The organism is Bradyrhizobium zhengyangense, assembly GCF_022012435.1.
Classification (GTDB): Bacteria; Pseudomonadota; Alphaproteobacteria; order Rhizobiales; family Xanthobacteraceae; genus Bradyrhizobium; species Bradyrhizobium zhengyangense.
Genome location: NZ_JAKLUA010000001.1, coordinates 553276 through 571603, shown reverse-complemented (window position 1 = coordinate 571603; position 18328 = coordinate 553276). Strand labels below are relative to the sequence as shown.

The following is an 18328-nucleotide window of genomic DNA, read 5'->3' as shown; positions in this document are numbered from 1 at the left end:
GCGGTCATGTCGAAACCAGCTGAGACCACGGCCACCACGCCGGAGCCGATTCCCGAATGTCCGCACTGCCAGAAGCCGATGCCGCTGTGCATCTGCGACAGCGTCACGCCGATCGAGAACAAGCTGTCGCTCCTGATCCTGCAGCATCCGCAGGAGCAGGACAGGGCGCTCGGTACCGCGCGGCTGCTCGCCAAGCACTTTGACGACGCGACCTTGCGGGTCGGCCTGTCCTGGCCGAGCCTGTCCAAGGCGCTTGGCCGACCGGTCGAGAACGCCTCGCACTGGGCTGTGCTCTATCTCGGCTCGGCGCGCGCCGCCGACCTCGATGCGGAGGGCGAGATCGTTGCGCTCAACCGCAAGGGCGAGATCGCGGACAACCAGCGCGCCATTTTCAACAAGCTCGAAGGCGTGGTGCTGCTCGACGGCACCTGGAGCCAGGCGAAGGCGCTGTGGTGGCGCAATCCCTGGATGCTGAAATGCCAACGCGTGATCCTCAATCCGAAGCACCCCTCGCGCTATGGCCGCCTGCGTCGCGAGCCGCGCAAGGACGGGCTGTCGACCATCGAGGCAGCGGCAACGCTGCTGGCGGGGCTCGAGCGACGCCCCGACATCGCCGAGACGCTGAACGCCAGTTTTGAACGGCTGTTGACACGCTTCCGCGAGGTCCAGGCCGAAATGCCGGAACTGGCTCCGAAGCCGCCTGTGAAGGACCGTCGGCGCGGTATCCGCCGCGGCAAACGGTCCTGACTTAAGCCTACTTCATCCCTCCGGTTGATTGCCCCGCAAGGAGCAGGCAGATACAGACCACCGGCCGACAGGCCCGTGGCCTGCGATGCCGTCGCAGCGTCGCAAGTCCGCAAAGCAGAAGGGGAGAGTCGAATTCAGAGCGCAGCGAAGGAGATTCTGGCCCAGGCCGCGCAGTTCGATCGTTGGGGCACGCTCGCCCTGATGGACATCTCGTTGCGCTACCGGCGCACCGTGATCGGACCGCTCTGGATCACGCTGACGCTGGCGGCGACCATCGCAAGCGTCGGCACGGTCTACGCAGCGCTGTTCAAGCAGGACATCGCTTCTTTTCTACCGCCTTTCGCGGTGGGCCTGATCGTCTGGACGTTGATCGCGACCACGCTCCAGGAAGGCGCCAACATCTTCGTGGTATCCGGCCATCTGATCAAGGCCGTGCCGGCGCCGCTGATCGTGCACGTGCTGCAGATGATCGCGCGCAACGTCCTCATCTTCATCCATCATCTCCTGATCGTCGTCATGCTCCATGTCGTGATGCCCTGGCCACTGCGCTGGACCATGCTGCTTGCGCTGCCCGGCTTTGCGCTTCTGCTGATGGTTCTGCTCGGCGGCGCAGTCGTGCTAGGTGTGCTCTGCGCGCGATTTCGCGATATCGGGTCTGCGGTCGTGAGTGGGCTGCAATTCATCTTCTTCCTCACCCCCGTGATCTGGACCGAGGACAGCGTGCGCGGCACCGCGCTCGCCTGGCTGACATGGGTCAATCCGTTTACGACGCTGCTCGATCTCGTGCGCAAGCCGTTGTTGTCGCAGCCAACGGACGCGGCGCATTGGCTGCTTGGCATCGCTTACGCGCTCGCTGCGGCCGCCATCGGGCTCGGCTGCTACGCAAGATACCGCCACCGCGTGGCGTATTGGCTGTGAGGCGCGAGATGAGCCCCCAAGCCCACATCATTCTGCGCAACGTCTCGGTGACGTTTCCCGTGCTGTCGTTCCGCGACCGCTCGCTGCGCAGCCGCTTCGTGCGCGCCATGACCTTGCGCCGCAAGGCGCCGCGCCCGCACATCGTCACTGCGCTCAATGGCATCGATCTCGACGTCCGCGCCGGCGACCGCGTCGCGATCGTCGGGGCCAACGGCGCCGGCAAAACCACACTGCTGCGGGTGCTGGCCGGCATCTACCATCCGACCGCAGGCAACATCGATGTGCTCGGCCGCTGCCTGTCGCTGTTCGACCTGTCGGCCGGCTTCGACGAGGAGGCGACCGGTTACGAGAACATCATGCGCCGCGGCCTTGTGATCGGTGCGCGACGCACCGAGATCGACGCTCGCCGCGTCGAGATAGCCGAATTCACCGAGCTCGGCGACCGGCTGGATTTGCCGCTGCGCACGTATTCCAGTGGCATGATGCTGCGCCTGATCTTCGCGGTCGCCACCGCCGTCGAGGGCGAGATCGTGCTGCTCGATGAATGGATCGGCGTCGGCGATCAGCAGTTCCGGAAGAAGGCCAGGCTGCGGCTCGATGAGATCGTGGCCCGCGCCGGCATCCTGGTGCTGGCCTCGCACGATCTCGATCTGATCAAGAGCACCTGCAACCGCGCCATCCTGCTGGAGGAGGGGCGGATCACCGTATCAGGCACGATCGAGGAGGTTCTTGCCCGATATCTCGGGGCTGCGAAGGTGTAACTACCCCGCCGGGGTTGCCTAAGCCGTTGATCCCCTATATTGCTCCGCCTCTACGGGGCCACGTGGCGGAGTGGTTACGCAACGGTCTGCAAAACCGTGTACACCAGTTCAATTCTGGTCGTGGCCTCCATCACCAAGCTTCTGATATTTCAACCTAAATCATGATTTCGCCCCGATCCGCCGATGGCGCGGATGGCGACTGCATGGCCCGCGCCACCGGGTTTGCCCGGGGCTTGTTGGAAACCCTCGATTCAGGCCCGATGGCATAAGCTTCGCATCTGCGAAGGCATGCAGTCCTATCAATCGAGCGCTGGAGCACACGTGGGCGAAATCGTCCGATTTATCCCGAAATCCGAGCTGGAGCGGGCTCGCCTCATTGCCGAGGCGCGCGCGATCTATGACAGCATTTTCCCGCCGGCTGCACCGGACAGGGTACAGCAGGACGACAAGGACAGCGTCAAGAATTGATCGCAGGCCCGTGGCCCGCCGTCAGTTTTGCCTCAGCAGGCGGCGTACCAGCCGTCCGGAAAGGGCAGCAGGGGCCAGGCGCCCTCGTTGTCATTCGCGGCCTTGAGCGCTTTCTTGGGCGCTATCTTGGGCGCAGCGTCGAAGCTCCACGAGCGGGGCACGAAGTCTTCCTCCGGCGCGGCTGCGAAATTGTCGTGAATCATGGCGTCCCGGACGGCATCCAGCATCAGATTGAATTCGGCTTCGCTCATCACACCCTCCGGAACGCGGATAGCGCAGTGTCGCAAAGCCGGCTTGCTTCCCGATTGACCCGGTCGTTCGCATTTTAACGATCGGGCGATCGGGATCGGTTTGGTTAGCGATTTCTGAAAGGTCCCCAAAAATCCCCAAGAAAACTCCAAGAAAACCCCGGGAACTTAGGAGGTTCCAAGCGGCGGCAAGTGTGAAAGAGATCACATCCCCCGCGATTTAACCCTCCTACCTCTTTGCTCACACCGGCCGATGGCGGCCGGGCAGGAAGGGCGGACAGGAGACTGGACATGAAGGCGAGGTTCTTGCGGTTTGCGGGTGTGAGAAGCCGGGCGCGTCGCGCCTCCACACTCGGCCTGTTCCTGACGTTGTTTGCATCCGCCGCCAATGCGCAGCAGGGCACAGCGGAGCAGCGCCGGGCCTGTACACCCGACGTTTACAGGCTCTGTGCCGGCGAAATCCCCAACGTTCGAGCCATCACGGCCTGCCTGCGCCGTAACCGCTCCAGCCTGAGCGAGGCCTGCCGCGCGGTGTTCGACCAGGCCGGCGGCTGATGCGCTCCCTGTGGATTTGTGCGCAGCAAGTGCTTTGCGTCTCCAGCGTAAATCCTTCGGGCGACGGCTGTGGATATGCTGCGGACAAGCTGTTGAATGGCTGTTTATCCGACGCAGATGCGGATCAGATCCGAATGATATCCGACAGAGTTATGATCTAGATGCGTTTTGCACCCAATCATCTGATCTGACGGGTTCTCGCAGTCCGAAGGACGGGATCCCACTTCGGTTGAGCAGCTAGCGCTTGCCGAACCATTCCTCGTAGATCCGCTGGTACGTGTCGTTCTCGCGCAGCCCCAGAAGGGCCTCGTTGACCTGCTTGCGTAGTGGACTGCCGGTCGGAAAGACGATGCCGTAGTCTTCCCTGTGAAACACGTCACCAACGGTCCGGGCCAATCTGCTGCCGTCGTGGGTCGTGTAGTAGAGCAGAGCGGGCGAATCGAACACGACGGCGTCGACCTGCTGATCCAGCAGCGCCTTGTAGAGGTCATCGACCTTCTCGAACTCGCGAACCTGAGCCTTGAGCTCATTCAGATAGCCCGTTGCAGTGCTGCCCCTTGTGGTGCCGACGGTCTTGCCGACGAGGTCCTGCTGGCCGTTGATCGGCCCCTTGATCTGCTGCACCGTCAATGAAGCGGTCAATTGCGCCGTATAGAACGCGACAAACACCACCCCCGTGAACATCCACAGCACGGCGACGATCCGGGCTATCCAGTGTCGCGGCATCTGATCGGCCTGAGTGGCCAGCGTGCCCGCCGCCCAGAACATCGCGTGGAAGATCCCCGGAAAATACTTTTTAGTCGGAATGATCCCGCTGTGATGCGTTCGCTCGACCAGGAACATCAGGTGCGCCGGCACCAGGATCAGGAGCAGCGCAATGCCGAGCCAGACCAGCAACGTGCGTGAGAAGAACAATTGCATCAGCTCGCGCAATGGATTGGCTTCGACATTGACGGCCGTGCCGCGCACCAGGATCTGCAAGCCTGAGTTCATGATCGGTTGAGAGAAGTCGAACCTGTCCTCCCGCTCTGACGTGATCGAGATGGCCGCGATGGCGAGATCGGCTCGTCCGCTTCCGACCGCGTCAAGCAATTCGCTCACATCGGGCAACACGACATATTCGGTCTCGCGGTTCAGTCGTTTGCCGATGCTGTTCCAGAGCTCGATACTGAAGCCACTCAGCACGCCGTTCTTTTCGACGACCATCGGCGGCACGATGCGGGTCGCCACCCGCAGCTTGGCCGTCTCGGCCTGAGCCGCCGACCAGGTCACGCAGACGAGCAGTGCAAACGCCAGTGCGCGGGCGATCTCGGCTCCGACCGACCGAGACAGGCGGTCGGTTCGGGTGCAAGAGCTGGTGGCTGGCTGCGGACGAGTCATCGATGGTTTCCAGTCGCGCAAGTGTGCCTGTGTATTGAGATGCAGACAAATAAAGCACCGCGGTTGCCTCTTCCTCGCAAGACCCCGCGCAACGACGGGTGCTGAGAGAACATTGCGTCACACTTCGGGCAGGTGCTCCAGGTCGCAATCGGCTTTCCATAAAATTGCAACCCGCACGTGCAAGAAGTCTTGATCGTCGGTGATTTAGGAGTGATGGCACACCTTGAACGCGGCCGCAGGCGACAGCGACTAATCCAAAGAGTGCATCAGGATCAGTGGAACGTGATCGAGCTCCCCCCTTGTAAAGCACCAAAATGGTGCTTTAGTGCTTTTCATGAGCCCGTCGCCCCGAAACGCGCCATCGGCGCTTCGATACAGGCTTGCCCCTGACCCGGCCGCCAAGGCCGCGATGGAGGCGACGTTTAGGGCCTATGACCGCATGATGGAGATCCTGGATGAGGTCGCCCGGACCCACAATGTGGGCTCCAACGTCGTGCTGCTGCATGCCCATGCCTATGAGCCGATCCGGAAAGAGACCGCGCTGCCGTCACGGCTGGTGACGCTGGGCCTGCGCGACCGCACCGAGTATCGCGCCGCGCAAGGTCGCCGCCTGCCGCTCGACGACAAGCTCGCCAAGATCAAGGGGCCGGCCACCATTTCGATTTCAACCGTTCAAGGGCGCTTCAGCGTGCCCTTCGACTATGTCGGCTACGCGGATGGCTGGGGGCAGAGCGTGCCCGCGCATCTCATCCGCACCGACGACGGTTTCGAGGTTCACTACGGCGTCACGCCGAACAGTCTGCCAGAGGAGGAGAACGCTATGGATACCATCGCAGCCGCTCCCGAGAATTTCCTGTCGCGGGTCGGACGTCTGATCGCCGGCATCGCCTATGACGCGATCGAGCAGGCGGAAGGCAAGAACAAGCTTGGCGTGGTGGGACAGGCCATCCGCGAGATTGAGCGCGCCGAAGGCGAGGCGCGCGATGCGCTCGCGTCTGCGCGGGCCGAGGAATACCGCCTCAACGCCCGGCGAACCGAGATCGAGCGCGAGATGACCGATCTGACTGCGAAGATCGAGGGGGTGATCGCGGACGGGCGCGATGATCTCGCCCGCGCCGGCATCGCGCGGCAGATGGATCTGGAGGCACAGTTCGAGGTGCTCTCCCGCGCCATCGACGAGAACAATGAGAAGATCGAGCAATGCGTGACGTCGCTGCGCGCGGTGCTCTCGGCGCTCCAGGATGCCGAGCAGCGCCGCGCCGATCTCGCAAAGAGCGAGGCGGCTGCGAGCCATCAGGCCGCGACGTCGCCCCGCAAACAGGGCGGCACCTCGGCGGCGGCGAAGGCTCTGCGCGCGGGCAGGGCGGTGGCGCGCGCCACCGGCGTGCCGGCTGCCATCCCGTATTCAAGCGACATTGACGAGCTCAGCACGTTGCATCGCGACAAGGAGATTGCAGCGAGGCTGGCGCGGTTGAAGTCGCGCTCCTGAAGAGTATCGTGTCATGAGCGCATTGCTCGAACACGTCATGGCGCCGGAGGTCAGGCCGTTCGCGATCGCGGCAGCCATGATCCTCATCGTCGGCACGCTCGAAGTGGTCACCATGCTGGTCGGGGCCTCCTTGAGCGAGATGCTCGGCACCAGCATCGATTTCAGCCATCCCAGCGACAATGGCGTGATCAACGCCATCTCCTGGATCAATGTCGGCGGCGTGCCGCTCTTGATCTTCCTGCTGCTGGCGCTGGGCGCCTTCTCGATCACCGGCTTCCTGATCCAGGACGTCGCCCGAATGGTGGCCGGGCCCTTGCCGGCCAGTCTCGCCTCGCTTGCGGCCGTCGTCGTCTCGGTCCCGCTGGTCCGCGGCGCGAGCCGGGGCATCGCGCGGATCATTCCGAAGGATGAAAGCTACGCGATCGGCCTCGGCGATCTCGTCGGCCGCGTTGGCGAGGTCGTCGTCGGCCCGCTCGACCAGGGTCCGCCCGGCCGTGTCAGCGTCGCCGATATCCACGGCAACCGCCACTTCGTCTCGGCGGTGGCCGCTCCCAGCTCAGCGCCTTTGCCGCAGGGCACGCTGGTGCTGCTGGTCGACCGCGTCGATACCCGCTTCGTGGCTGTCAGGGCCGACGATGAACTGAAACCGACCAAACCCGCTCTAAGCAGCAGCTAAGTCATTTTTGGAGAAAGTCATGTTCGACATCGCAGTCCCGGCCATGATCGGCGTCACGCTGATCATCGTCCTCGGGATCATCTTCACCATCCTCTACAAGCGCGCCACCCGCGACGAGGCCTTCGTACGCACCGGCCTTGGCGGCAAGAAGGTCGTGCTCGACGGCGGCGCCATGATCCTGCCGATCTTTCACTCCTATGCCAGCGTCAACCTCAAGACGCTCAGGCTCACGGTCGAGCGCAAGGAGCGGGAGTCGCTCATCACCAAGGACCGGCTGCGCGTCGATATCGTCGCCGAATTCTACGTCCGCGTTCGCCCCGATGACGAGAGCATTGCGCTCGCAAGCCAGACCTTGGGCGCGCTGACCAATGACGCCGAAGCTCTGCGCAACCAGGTCGAGGCGAAATTCGTCGACGGCCTGCGCTCGGTGGCGGCGACCATGACCATCCTGGAATTGCAGGAAAAGCGCAGCGATTTCGTCAAGCACGTGCAGGCGACCGTCGAATCCGATGTGAAGTCCAACGGTCTCGAGCTGGAGTCGGTGTCGCTCACCAAGCTCGACCAGACCGACGTCAAGTTCTTCAACCCCGAGAACTTCTTCGACGCCGAAGGCCTGACCCAGCTCAAGACCATCACCGAGACCCGCCGCCGCGACCGCAACGCGATCGTGCGCGACAACGAGGTCGCTATCGCCCAGAAGGACCTCGAGGCGCGGCAGCAGACCCTGACCATCGAACGCACCAAGAAGGAAGCTGAACTCTCGCAAGAGCGCGACATCGCCAACAAGACCGCGAGCACCCGCGCCGAAGTCGCAACCGCCACGCAGACCGCCCGCCTGACCGAGGAGAACGCGCGCATCGACACCGACCGGGCGGTTGCCGAGAAGGAGGCTGGCGCCAAGCAGGTCAAGGAAACTGCGGTCATCGAGTCCGACCTCGCCATCAACAAGCGCAAGACCGACGCGCAGCGCGAGATCCAGATCGCGACGCAGGAGAACGAGATCCAGATCGCATCCAAGAGCAAACAGACCTCGGAAGCCGTGGCCAACGCCAAGGCGGCCGAAGCACTTGCCGTTTCCGCAGAAGAAAAGGTGGTCACCGCGCGCGCGGTCGAGGTCGCGGATCGCGCCCGTCTGACCCAGGTGCTCGCCGCGCGCACGGAGGCCGAGCGCAAATCGACCGAGCTGATCGTCGCGGCCGAAGCCGAGAAGAAGGCCTCGCTCGACCGCGCCGAGGCCGTCAAGACACTGGCGACCGCCGAGGCTGAATCCAACAAGATCAAGGCGGTTGGTGTCCGCAATATCGGTGAGGCCGAGGCGGCCGTCATCACCATGAAGAACGAAGCGCAGAACAAGCTCGGCGCCAACGTCATCGATTTCGAGATTGCAAAGAAGCGGATCGAGACGATGCCCTCGGCGCTGGCGGAGATGGTCAGGCCGATCGCCAACCTCAAGGACGTCCGCATCCTGCATACCGGCGGCGCGTTCGGCGGCAACGGCGTCGGCGGCGGCAATGTCGGCTTCGGCGAGGGGCTCGCCGGCGAGCTCCTCAAGGTGCACGCCCTGCGGCCGATGATCGACGAGATCCTGCGCCAGAGCGGCTTTGCGACGGGCGACGATCCGGTGAAGACGCTGGTCGGCGCCGTGACCGGCAAGGCCAATGGTGCGGCGGTAACGCCGGCAGCGGTGCCTGCCCCGGAGAAAACAAACTCCGCCGATCTGTGAATGCCGGTTCATTGCTGCTGAGAAATCGAAACGATAAGAAATTGCCCGTGCGCGTCTCGCGTCGCGCACGGCTCCGGAGTGCAGTTCGATCGTGTGTCGAACCTTTCGACTGCGCTCCGGACGAATTTCTCGAGGCAACGCCATTTGTTGCCGCGGCGCCTGCGCCGATCGACGTCAGGCGCTGAGGCCTGTTTCTATCAGGGGATTTTCATATGAAGTATTTTCTCTCCGGACTGATCGCCGTCGGCCTGTCTCTCGCCGCCACGGCGGCCTTCGCCGCCGATTCCCGCAACGTCACCGTCGTCAACGAGACCGGCTACGCCATCAAATTCCTGGGCTTCAATGCCCCTGATGATGGCCTGGACGAATGGGACAACGAACTTGACAAGGTGTTGCAGAACCAGGCGAGCACCTATGTCGAGTTCGACGATGACGACGAGGGGTGCGTTTGGAACATCCGCGTTGACTGGCAGAACTATGACGAGTCCGTCCTGTGGAAGAACGTCAACCTCTGCAAGTTCACAGCGCTGCGGCTGCGCTACGACCCCGGCACCAAGACCACCTCGTTCGTCGCCGAGTAACCCGGCCTGACCCAAGCCCGAGGAAGGGCTGGATCAGCCCTTCCTCGATGCTTTGCGGATGATGACGAATTCGTCCTTTGCAAGCGCAATCGGCTTTGTTATACGCAGCGCGCGCGAACGAACGGTTCGCCCTTTTCCTCGGTAGCTCAGCGGTAGAGCATCCGACTGTTAATCGGATGGTCGCTGGTTCGAATCCAGCCCGGGGAGCCAAATTCCGCTTTATTTTCAGTTGTTTGTAGGCGTGCATTGATGTCGCACGCGATCTAGCTCGATCAATCCCTCAGCGCCGCCACGCCGGTATCCCCCGCAGAATCGCGTTCAAGCGGACGTGTACGCCGAGACGCACACCGCAAAGCAAGCGGCACCAAATCGACTTAATTCACATCGAGCGTTGCTGGGCCGGACTCTTACGGAGCTGATTCCCATGCCCGACATCCAGATCGACCGTGCCCGCCGGGCCCCCTCGATTCTACCGGCCGACGTCCCTGAATTGAGCGACGATGAATGCCTTGCTTGTCTTGCCCGCGCGGTCGAGACCCCCGATTCGGCGCGGCTGGACGAAGTGGCCGCCCTCATTGGCCGTCTGGCAGTTGCGATCGAATAAGCCGTCGCACCTCCATGCTCTAACGTTGCGCAACCGTTGGCTGACCGGCCAACGGACGTGTTGCGTTTTCGCGGAGCCTGTTCCAAAGATGCCGCAAATTCATCTCCGCGGCATCGTCCGCCTTGCAGGGTCCGCAAATGTCCGGTTTCTCGACCGCGCGCCAAAAAATGGTCGATGGCCAGGTGCGCACCAATGATGTCACCGATCGCCGCATTCTCGATGCCATGTTCACGGTTCCCCGCGAGGCCTTCGTGCCGGCGAGCCGACAGGCGCTGGCCTACCTCGACCTCGATCTCGACGTCAGCGAAGGCGCTGCCAAGCGTTATCTGATCAAGCCGCAGCTGACCGGCAAGCTGCTCCAAGCCGCTGAGATCGGCGAGGGCGACAACGTGCTGGTCGTCGGCTGCGCGACCGGCTACCTCGCCGCGCTGACCGCGAAGCTCGCGCGCCAGGTTACGGCCACGGAAGGCGATTCGGCTCTGGTTGCCAAAGCCAAGGACGCGTTTGCCAACCTCGGGCTCACAAACGTGACCTGCAAGGCCGCCGCCTGCGCCGAGGGCGACCCGGCCGCCGCGCCCTATGACGTGATCGTCCTCAACGGCGCGACCGAGGTGACGCCGGATGCTCTGTTTGGTCAGCTCAAAGAAGGCGGACGCCTGGTGGGGGTCTCGGCCGAATCCAGGCCGTCGCGAGCCATGATCGTTACCCGCTCGCACGGCGAATTCGGCTATCGGCCGCTGTTCGATGCGGCTGCCCCGGTGCTGCCCGGCCTGGAACGGGCCGCCGCCTTCGTCTTCTGACGGCTGAAATCCCGTTAAAATCCCGTTCTGAATCAGAAGTGTGGCCGGGATGCTGCACGTGAAGAGTTTCCGCTGGGAACTACTCGGGGGTAGTTCCGTCGCGCTTGACCGCGTCCTATGTTGCTGCGGGGCAACGACTCCACTCGGATACGGTAACCAGGCTCGCGGGCACGAGCTTGGCGTGAGAATGAACGGAATTTCAGGGATGCATAGGGTGAAGCTTTTCACCGGAGCAGCGGTTTCGGTCCTGCTGACGGCGCTTGCCGGGCCGACGCCTGCATTGGCGGATACGATCGAGGCTGCGCTGGTGCGCGCCTATCAGAACAATCCGCAGCTCAACGCACAGCGCGCCCAGGTGCGCTCGACCGACGAAGGAGTGCCTCAAGCTCTGTCGGGCTATCGCCCCACCGTCAAACTGAACCTTAGCAGCGGGTATCAATATCAGGACGTCCAGGCGACGCAGAAGGGCCTCGCCATCCATAGCGATCCGCCCCTTCAGCCCAACGCCGCCAGCGTGACCGTTAGTCAGACGCTCTACAATGGCAATCAGACCGCCAACAAGACGCGGGCAGCGGAGAGCCAGGTCTCCGGTACGCGCGAAGCACTGCGCAGCATGGATCAAAGCGTGCTTCTGAGTGCCGCTACGACCTATATGGACTATCTGCGCGACTCCGCGACCCTTGAAGTCCAGCGCAGCAACGTGCGTGTCCTCGAACAGACGCTGAAGCAGACGCGTGATCGCTTCAACGTGGGCGAGGTGACACGCACCGACGTCGCGCAATCCGAAGCGCAGCTGGCTGCCGGCAAGACTCAAGCGCTGACAGCGGAATCGACTCTCACGACGACGCGCGCGAATTTCCGCCGGGTCATCGGCAACGAGCCGTCGAATCTCGCACCCGGATCCCCGGTCGACCGGTTCCTGCCGCCAACGCTTGCCTCGGCAGTCGAGCTCAGTCTGACGGAACATCCCGATGTCACGGCTGCGATGTATGGCATCGACGTCAACTATCTCCAGGTCAAGGTCAACGAAGGCGCATTGCTGCCGACGGTCACCCTCAATGCGACTGCCAGCACAGCCTACCAGCAGCAGCTGACGGTTTTCCGAACGAATACCGCATCCGCCGTCGCGACGGCCTCCGTGCCGATCTATCAGGGCGGTGCAGAATATTCGCTGATCCGCCAATCCAAGGAAAACCTGGCGCAGCAGCGTCTGAACCTCGAGAAGACTCGTGACACTGTCCGCGCGAACGTGGTGCAGTTCTGGGGGGCTTTGCAGGCCGGCAAGGCGCAGGTGCAGTCCGCGCAGGCGCAGGTCACCGCGTCCGAGATCGCGCTGAACGGTGTGCGCGAGGAAGCCAAGGCCGGTCAGCGCACGACCCTCGACGTCCTCAACGCCCAGCAAGCGCTGGTCAATGCGCGCGTCGCGCTGGTCACCGCACAGCACGATCGGGTCGTTGCGTCCTACAACGTGCTCGCAGCCGTCGGTCGCCTTGCACCGCAGGTGCTCGGCCTAAACACCACCGTCTACGATCCGAGCGTGCACTACCACCAGGTCCGCGACAGCTGGGTCGGCGTGCGTACGCCCGACGGACGCTGATTGCCGTAGTTCTCCGGTCGGCCTCGCAAACTTGCAGAGACCGACCGGCGCTTTGCTTGCAATCGTCAAAAGCCCTGACATAGCCTTGCCAAGAAGCTGCTGGTCGATTCGGCCCGCATCCAATGTTGCGTGCGTAATGCTTGAGTGACGGGGCAGGGGCGCGCCGCCTCACTTTGAGCCGTGATCTGGGGACAAGTCTGGCTGTCGCGACGAAAATGTCGGACGACCCATCCGGAACCGGCCAATGCCGTCGTGCTTGGTGTAAAACAGCGCATGCGAGGGCGTTGATGATGTGGAGTCGGAGATGACGCAGCCTGCAAAGGTCACAGAACCCTCCATGGAGGAGATTCTGGCCTCGATCCGGCGCATCATTGCTGATGACGAGGCGAAGCCGCCGCCGGCAGAGGCTGCAAAGCCCGCACCTGCACCCGCGGCAAAGCCGATGGCCGACATCCCTCCGTCCAAAATCGCGCCTGCAAAACCTGCCGCCGAAAAGCCCGCGCCGCCGCCGGCTGCGAAGCCCGCGCCGCCTCCGTCGCCCGCGCCCGCCGCCGATGCCGGCCCCAACAACCAGGACGACATCGACGCGCTGCTGGCGGGGCTGGACGAGGCCACGTCTGCGCCTGAGGTGCGAGCTCCGGAGCCAGAACCCGAGCCTGAGCCAGAGCCAGAGCCCGACGTGCTCGAGCTGACCGACGAGATGGCGTTGGATCCCGAGCCGACACCGGCGCCGCCCCCGCCGAGCTTCCACAGGGTCGAGCCGCGCGACGATCTCGAATTCGCCGAGGCACCGCCGCCGCGTCCAACGCCTCCGCCGTCCTACGCGCCGGTCGATTACGACGCGCCGCCGCTGCCGCCGCAGCAGCCGATTCTGGCCCAGTCGACCGTCTCGGCGGTCGAATCCGCCTTCAATTCGCTGGCTCACACGGTGCTCAGCAGCAACGCGCGGACGCTGGAGGACCTGGTCAAGGAGATGCTGCGCCCGATGCTGAAATCCTGGCTCGACGACAATCTGCCGGGCCTGGTCGAACGCATTGTGAAGGCCGAAATCGAGCGGGTCTCACGCGGCGGTCGGTGACGGCCGAAGCCAAGCCCTCATAAAGCCCCGCTTGAGCGCCATATTCGGCCTGCCGAACGGGCCGGAAAGCCCTTTTGCCGCTGAGCTTTCCGTTGACTTGAGCCCCGCGCGCGGCTTTCTAGCAGCCCCATGATCGAGAAAAATTACCAGCCCGCCGATATCGAAGCTCGCATGTCCGTGGTGTGGGAGGACAGCCTTGCCTTCAAGGCTGGCCGTCCCGACCGCCGCGACGCAGTGCCCTTTACCATCGTGATCCCGCCGCCGAACGTGACGGGCTCGCTGCACATGGGCCACGCCCTCAACAACACGCTCCAGGACATCCTGTGCCGGTTCGAGCGCATGCGCGGCCGCGACGTGCTGTGGCAGCCCGGTACCGACCATGCCGGCATCGCCACCCAGATGGTGGTCGAGCGGCAGCTGATGGAGCGCCAGCAGCCCGGGCGCCGCGAGATGGGTCGCGAGAAGTTCCTGGAGCGGGTCTGGCAGTGGAAGGCCGAGAGCGGCGACACCATCATCAACCAGCTCAAGCGTCTCGGCGCCTCCTGCGACTGGTCGCGCGAGCGCTTCACTATGGACGAGGGCCTGTCCAAGGCCGTCATCAAGGTGTTCGTTGAACTGCACCGCGACGGCCTAATCTACAAGGACAAGCGGCTGGTGAACTGGGACACCAAGCTGCTCACCGCGATCTCCGATCTCGAAGTGCAGCAGACCGAGGTGAAGGGTCACCTTTGGTACCTGCGCTATCCGATCGAGGGCAAGACCTTCGATCCGGAGGATCGCTCGACCTTCATCGTGGTTGCCACCACGCGGCCCGAGACCATGCTCGGCGATACCGGCGTAGCCGTGCATCCCGAGGACGAGCGCTATCAGAAGCTGATCGGCAAGAACGTGGTCCTGCCGCTGGTCGGCCGCAAGATCAGGATCGTCGCCGACGAATATTCCGATCCGGAAAAGGGCTCGGGCGCGGTGAAGGTGACGCCGGCGCACGACTTCAACGATTTCGAGGTCGGCAATCGCCACGGCCTGCGCCGCATCAGCGTGCTGGACAAGGAAGGATGCCTCGACCTCGTCGACAACGAGGATTATCTGAAAGGCCTGCCGGAAGGCGCCGCGCAATTCGCCGAGGAGTTCAACAAGGTCGACCGCTTCGCGGCGCGCAAGCGCATCGTCGAGCGGCTGGAATCGTTCGGCTTCGTCGAGCGCATCGAGCCGCACACCCACATGGTCCCGCACGGTGATCGGTCCAACAGCGTGATCGAGCCGTATCTCACCGATCAGTGGTATGTCGACGCCAAAACGCTGGCAAAGCCTGCGATTGCGGCGGTGCGTTCGGGCGAGACGACCTTCGTGCCGAAGAATTGGGAGAAGACCTATTACGAGTGGATGGAGAACATCCAGCCCTGGTGCATTTCGCGCCAGCTCTGGTGGGGCCATCAGATCCCGGCTTGGTACGGCCCAGACGGCAAGGTGTTCGTCGCAGAGACCGAGGAGGAGGCGATCAGCCATGCGCTCGGCTATTATGTCGAGCAGGAAGTCATCACGGTCGAACAGGGCCGCGAAATGGCGCTCGACCGCAACAAGCGCGAAGGCTTCATCACGCGCGATGAGGACGTGCTCGACACCTGGTTCTCCTCAGCGCTGTGGCCGTTCTCGACGCTCGGCTGGCCTGAAGATGCGCCCGAGGTGCAGCGCTACTACCCGACCAACGCGCTGGTGACCGGCTTCGACATCATCTTCTTCTGGGTCGCCCGAATGATGATGATGGGCCTTCACTTCATGAAGGAGATCCCGTTCTCGACGATCTACATCCACGCCCTCGTCCGCGACGAGAAGGGCGCCAAGATGTCGAAGTCCAAAGGCAACGTCATCGATCCCCTCAACCTGATCGACGAATATGGCGCCGACGCGTTGCGCTTCACGTTGGCTGCGATGGCCGCGCAAGGGCGCGACATCAAGCTCGCCACCAGCCGCGTCGAAGGCTACCGCAATTTCGCGACCAAGCTCTGGAACGCCTCGCGCTTCGCCGAGATGAACCATTGCGCCGTGCCCGAAGGTTTCGAGCCGGCCAAGGCCAAGGAAACGCTGAACCGCTGGATCGCCCATGAAAGCGCGCACACCACGCGCGAGGTGACCGAAGCCATCGAGGCCTATCGCTTCAACGATGCCGCCGGCGCGATCTACCGCTTCGTCTGGAACGTCTATTGCGATTGGTATGTTGAACTCGCCAAGCCCGTCCTGCTCGGTCCCGATAGCCCCGCCAAGGACGAGACCCGCGCCATGGTCGCCTGGGCGCGCGACGAGATCCTGAAGCTGCTGCACCCCTTCATGCCCTTCATCACCGAAGAGCTGTGGGAGGTAACGGCCAAGCGCGATGGCCTGCTCGCGCTGGCACCATGGCCGCTGAAGCGGGCTGAGCCGACACCGGAGCAGCTTGCGATGCTCGCGGCTGCAGCCGGGCCGACCGATCCGCTGGTCTCGCCGGCGTTCGTGATGCCGATCTTCGACCACGCCGACTTCACCGATCCCAAGGCGGAGGCGGAGATCGGCTGGGTGATCGACCTGATCACGCAGATCCGCTCGGTGCGCGCCGAGATGAATATTGCACCGGCGACGCTGACGGCCCTCGTGCTCGCGGGGGCCTCGGCCGAGACCAGGGAACGTGCGCCACGCTGGACCGACGTCATCAAGCGCATGGCGCGGCTGTCGGACATCTCCTTCGCCGATCGCGCGCCTGACGGAGCGGTTCAACTCCTCGTGCGCGGCGAGGTCGCGGCGCTGCCGCTGAAGGGCGTGGTCGATTTCGCCGCCGAGCGTGCACGCCTCGACAAGGAAATCGGCAAGGCCGACGCCGACATCAAGCGTGCCGAGTCCAAGCTCGCCAACGAGAAGTTCGTCGCCAACGCGGCCGAAGAGGTCGTCGAGGAAGAGCGCGAAAAGCGCGAGGCGGCGCTGGCCCGCAAGGCCAAGCTGCTCGAGGCGCTGGAGCGGCTGAAGCAGGCGTCGTAGGCCTATTTCGGAAACGGCTTGCTGAGGAATTTCGAGCCCTTGACGCCATAGCGCCAGGGTAGCTCGACCGCCTTGGTGATGCCGATCCGGATGCCAGTTGCGACCTCGAGATCCTCCGTCCGCGCATGCAGCGCGATCGGCGGCCGGTCCAAGGGCAGGGTGTTGTGCGCGATGGTGATGCCGAGCGCCTCGGTCAGCTTGCCCGGACCCGAGCACAGTGCGTGCACCTCCTGGAGATGGCGCCGTCGGCGCATTGCGGCGAGGCCATGGGTCGGCTCCAGCGCACGGATCAGCACGGCGCTGGCCGAGCCTGCGGCCTCGCAGACGAAGTTGACGCACCAGTGGATGCCGTAGGAGCGGTAGACATAAGCAAAGCCGGGCGGACCGAACATGATCTGGTTCCGCGGCGTCGGGCCATTGTAGGAGTGCGCCGCCGGCTCGGTATGATGATAGGCCTCGACCTCGACGATGATCCCGCCGACGCCGTCGACCAGCATGGTGGCCCCGATCAGGTCGTGAGCGACCTCGCGGACGTCGCGGTCGAAAAAGCCGCGCTTCAGGGCTTTGCCGAGCCGGGGTGTGGAAGTCTTCGAGACTGGAGCCATTCGAGGTGAGAATCGCCTGAGAACAGAGCAGGATATTGCCCATATCTGCCATGTTCCCTGAAGCGGCGCGAGCCGGGTTGCGGCAGGCAGCCAGACCGACTAGGTAGGACCTGAACAGACCGGACAGATCATGGTCGTTATTGTCGATACCATCACGAACCCGCTGCGCCCGCGCCACCCCGAAAAGGTGAACCGCCCTGATTCCGCTTCGCCGCCGAAGCCGGACTGGATTCGCGTGCGCGCGCCCAACACCCGCGGCTATGCCGACACCCGCAACATCGTGCGTGCCAACGGCCTGCACACGGTGTGCGAGGAGGCCGGCTGCCCGAACATCGGCGAGTGCTGGGACAAGAAGCACGCGACCTTCATGATCATGGGCGACACCTGCACCCGCGCCTGCGCCTTCTGCAACGTCAAGACCGGCCTGCCCAACGCGCTGGATACGGCCGAGCCGCAGAACGTCGCAGAGGCTGTCGCCAAGCTGGGTCTCGCCCACGTCGTCATCACCTCGGTCGACCGCGACGATCTCGCCGATGGCGGAGCCGAGCATTTTGCCCAGACCATCCGCGCCATCCGCGCCGCCTGTCCCTCGACCACCATCGAGATCCTGACGCCGGACTTTTTGCGCAAGGAGGGAGCGCTCGAAGTCGTCGTCGCCGCGCGGCCCGACGTATTCAACCACAATCTCGAGACCGTGCCGTCGCGCTATCTCACGGTGCGGCCCGGTGCGCGCTACTTCCACTCGATCCGGCTGCTGCAGCGGGTCAAGGAGCTCGATCCCACCATCTTCACCAAATCAGGCATCATGGTCGGCCTCGGCGAGGAGCGCCACGAGGTGCAGCAGGTGATGGACGATCTGCGCTCGGCCGACGTCGATTTCCTGACCATCGGGCAATATCTCCAGCCGACCCGCAAGCACCACGCCGTGATGCGCTACGTGCCGCCGGACGAGTTCAGTTCTTACGAGAAGGTCGCCTACACCAAGGGCTTCCTGATGGTGTCGGCGAGCCCGCTGACACGCTCGTCGCATCACGCCGGCGAGGACTTTGCGAGACTGAAGGCCGCTCGGGCCGCGACCGCGCGCTGAACCGA

18 protein-coding genes and 2 tRNA genes are annotated in these 18328 nt (G+C 63.7%); 17 read left to right on the top strand and 3 right to left on the bottom strand.

The window, feature by feature from the left end:
• Positions 1–6 precede the first annotated feature (6 nt).
• The 5 genes from L6637_RS02715 (at position 7) to L6637_RS02695 (ending at position 2894) form a co-directional block, all read left to right on the top strand.
• Positions 7–747 (top strand): tRNA-uridine aminocarboxypropyltransferase, encoded by a 741-nt coding sequence (locus tag L6637_RS02715; RefSeq protein ID WP_237862478.1) that lies wholly within the window; start codon positions 7–9, stop codon positions 745–747.
• Between the two features lie 75 nt (positions 748–822).
• Positions 823–1665, top strand: coding sequence for an ABC transporter permease (locus tag L6637_RS02710; RefSeq protein ID WP_237869053.1), 843 nt, complete (start codon positions 823–825; stop codon positions 1663–1665).
• Positions 1666–1673: 8 nt separating this feature from the next.
• Positions 1674–2426, top strand: coding sequence for an ABC transporter ATP-binding protein (locus L6637_RS02705; RefSeq protein ID WP_237869051.1), 753 nt, complete (start codon positions 1674–1676; stop codon positions 2424–2426).
• A 56-nt stretch (positions 2427–2482) separates the two neighbouring features.
• A tRNA-Cys gene (locus L6637_RS02700) sits at positions 2483–2556 on the top strand.
• 191 nt (positions 2557–2747) lie between these two features.
• The gene (locus tag L6637_RS02695; RefSeq protein WP_237862475.1) at positions 2748–2894 is read left to right on the top strand and encodes a hypothetical protein; all 147 of its coding nucleotides are present in this window, start codon (positions 2748–2750) and stop codon (positions 2892–2894) included.
• A 32-nt stretch (positions 2895–2926) separates the two neighbouring features.
• Here L6637_RS02695 and L6637_RS02690 read toward each other — a convergent pair whose 3' ends face one another.
• Positions 2927–3145: a hypothetical protein gene (locus tag L6637_RS02690; RefSeq protein WP_237869049.1), complete on the bottom strand. Its 219-nt coding sequence runs from the start codon at positions 3143–3145 to the stop codon at positions 2927–2929.
• A gap of 288 nt (positions 3146–3433) precedes the next feature.
• Here L6637_RS02690 and L6637_RS02685 point away from each other — a divergent pair, with 288 nt between their 5' ends.
• Positions 3434–3697: a hypothetical protein gene (locus tag L6637_RS02685; RefSeq protein WP_237862473.1), complete on the top strand. Its 264-nt coding sequence runs from the start codon at positions 3434–3436 to the stop codon at positions 3695–3697.
• Between the two features lie 237 nt (positions 3698–3934).
• Here L6637_RS02685 and L6637_RS02680 read toward each other — a convergent pair whose 3' ends face one another.
• Positions 3935–5077 carry a transporter substrate-binding domain-containing protein gene (locus L6637_RS02680; protein WP_237869047.1) on the bottom strand — a complete coding sequence of 381 codons (1143 nt, stop codon included), beginning with the start codon at positions 5075–5077 and terminating at the stop codon, positions 3935–3937.
• A gap of 325 nt (positions 5078–5402) precedes the next feature.
• On the opposite strand from L6637_RS02680, the gene L6637_RS02675 reads away from it, so the two are divergent.
• The 10 genes from L6637_RS02675 (at position 5403) to L6637_RS02630 (ending at position 16631) form a co-directional block, all read left to right on the top strand.
• Positions 5403–6566: a PspA/IM30 family protein gene (locus L6637_RS02675; protein WP_237869045.1), complete on the top strand. Its 1164-nt coding sequence runs from the start codon at positions 5403–5405 to the stop codon at positions 6564–6566.
• Between the two features lie 13 nt (positions 6567–6579).
• Positions 6580–7242 (top strand): OB-fold-containig protein, encoded by a 663-nt coding sequence (locus L6637_RS02670; RefSeq protein ID WP_237862470.1) that lies wholly within the window; start codon positions 6580–6582, stop codon positions 7240–7242.
• Positions 7243–7261: 19 nt separating this feature from the next.
• A complete protein-coding gene (locus tag L6637_RS02665; protein ID WP_237862469.1) occupies positions 7262–8965 on the top strand; it encodes a flotillin family protein in 1704 nt (567 codons plus the stop codon).
• Positions 8966–9177: 212 nt separating this feature from the next.
• Positions 9178–9546, top strand: coding sequence for a hypothetical protein (locus L6637_RS02660; protein WP_237869043.1), 369 nt, complete (start codon positions 9178–9180; stop codon positions 9544–9546).
• Positions 9547–9681: 135 nt separating this feature from the next.
• Positions 9682–9756: transfer RNA gene (locus L6637_RS02655), tRNA-Asn, on the top strand.
• 214 nt (positions 9757–9970) lie between these two features.
• Positions 9971–10150, top strand: a complete 180-nt coding sequence (locus L6637_RS02650; RefSeq protein ID WP_237862467.1) for a hypothetical protein — start codon at positions 9971–9973, stop codon at positions 10148–10150.
• A 137-nt stretch (positions 10151–10287) separates the two neighbouring features.
• Entirely contained in the window at positions 10288–10950 is a 663-nt protein-coding gene (locus tag L6637_RS02645; protein ID WP_237862466.1) for a protein-L-isoaspartate O-methyltransferase family protein, read from the top strand.
• Between the two features lie 205 nt (positions 10951–11155).
• Complete coding sequence (locus L6637_RS02640; RefSeq protein WP_237862581.1) at positions 11156–12547, top strand: TolC family outer membrane protein; 1392 nt, start codon at positions 11156–11158, stop codon at positions 12545–12547.
• Positions 12548–12851: 304 nt separating this feature from the next.
• Positions 12852–13625: a PopZ family protein gene (locus L6637_RS02635; RefSeq protein ID WP_237862465.1), complete on the top strand. Its 774-nt coding sequence runs from the start codon at positions 12852–12854 to the stop codon at positions 13623–13625.
• Positions 13626–13754: 129 nt separating this feature from the next.
• Positions 13755–16631 carry a valine--tRNA ligase gene (locus tag L6637_RS02630; RefSeq protein ID WP_237862464.1) on the top strand — a complete coding sequence of 959 codons (2877 nt, stop codon included), beginning with the start codon at positions 13755–13757 and terminating at the stop codon, positions 16629–16631.
• 2 nt (positions 16632–16633) lie between these two features.
• Here L6637_RS02630 and L6637_RS02625 read toward each other — a convergent pair whose 3' ends face one another.
• A complete protein-coding gene (locus tag L6637_RS02625) occupies positions 16634–17236 on the bottom strand; it encodes a DNA-3-methyladenine glycosylase (protein ID WP_237862463.1) in 603 nt (200 codons plus the stop codon).
• Positions 17237–17366: 130 nt separating this feature from the next.
• Between L6637_RS02625 and lipA the strand changes: the two genes are divergently transcribed.
• Positions 17367–18323: a lipoyl synthase gene (gene lipA, locus L6637_RS02620; RefSeq protein ID WP_237862462.1), complete on the top strand. Its 957-nt coding sequence runs from the start codon at positions 17367–17369 to the stop codon at positions 18321–18323.
• Positions 18324–18328: the final 5 nt, after the last annotated feature.

Coding starts and splice junctions, on each gene's coding strand:
- L6637_RS02690 (WP_237869049.1), bottom strand. CDS start 3,145: ATGAGCGAAGCCGAATTCAATCTGATGCTGGATGCCGTCCGGGACGCC.
- L6637_RS02685 (WP_237862473.1), top strand. CDS start 3,434: ATGAAGGCGAGGTTCTTGCGGTTTGCGGGTGTGAGAAGCCGGGCGCGT.
- lipA (WP_237862462.1), top strand. CDS start 17,367: ATGGTCGTTATTGTCGATACCATCACGAACCCGCTGCGCCCGCGCCAC.
- L6637_RS02670 (WP_237862470.1), top strand. CDS start 6,580: ATGAGCGCATTGCTCGAACACGTCATGGCGCCGGAGGTCAGGCCGTTC.
- L6637_RS02650 (WP_237862467.1), top strand. CDS start 9,971: ATGCCCGACATCCAGATCGACCGTGCCCGCCGGGCCCCCTCGATTCTA.
- L6637_RS02660 (WP_237869043.1), top strand. CDS start 9,178: ATGAAGTATTTTCTCTCCGGACTGATCGCCGTCGGCCTGTCTCTCGCC.
- L6637_RS02645 (WP_237862466.1), top strand. CDS start 10,288: ATGTCCGGTTTCTCGACCGCGCGCCAAAAAATGGTCGATGGCCAGGTG.
- L6637_RS02680 (WP_237869047.1), bottom strand. CDS start 5,077: ATGACTCGTCCGCAGCCAGCCACCAGCTCTTGCACCCGAACCGACCGC.
- L6637_RS02640 (WP_237862581.1), top strand. CDS start 11,156: ATGCATAGGGTGAAGCTTTTCACCGGAGCAGCGGTTTCGGTCCTGCTG.
- L6637_RS02705 (WP_237869051.1), top strand. CDS start 1,674: ATGAGCCCCCAAGCCCACATCATTCTGCGCAACGTCTCGGTGACGTTT.
- L6637_RS02635 (WP_237862465.1), top strand. CDS start 12,852: ATGACGCAGCCTGCAAAGGTCACAGAACCCTCCATGGAGGAGATTCTG.
- L6637_RS02715 (WP_237862478.1), top strand. CDS start 7: ATGTCGAAACCAGCTGAGACCACGGCCACCACGCCGGAGCCGATTCCC.
- L6637_RS02625 (WP_237862463.1), bottom strand. CDS start 17,236: ATGGCTCCAGTCTCGAAGACTTCCACACCCCGGCTCGGCAAAGCCCTG.
- L6637_RS02630 (WP_237862464.1), top strand. CDS start 13,755: ATGATCGAGAAAAATTACCAGCCCGCCGATATCGAAGCTCGCATGTCC.
- L6637_RS02665 (WP_237862469.1), top strand. CDS start 7,262: ATGTTCGACATCGCAGTCCCGGCCATGATCGGCGTCACGCTGATCATC.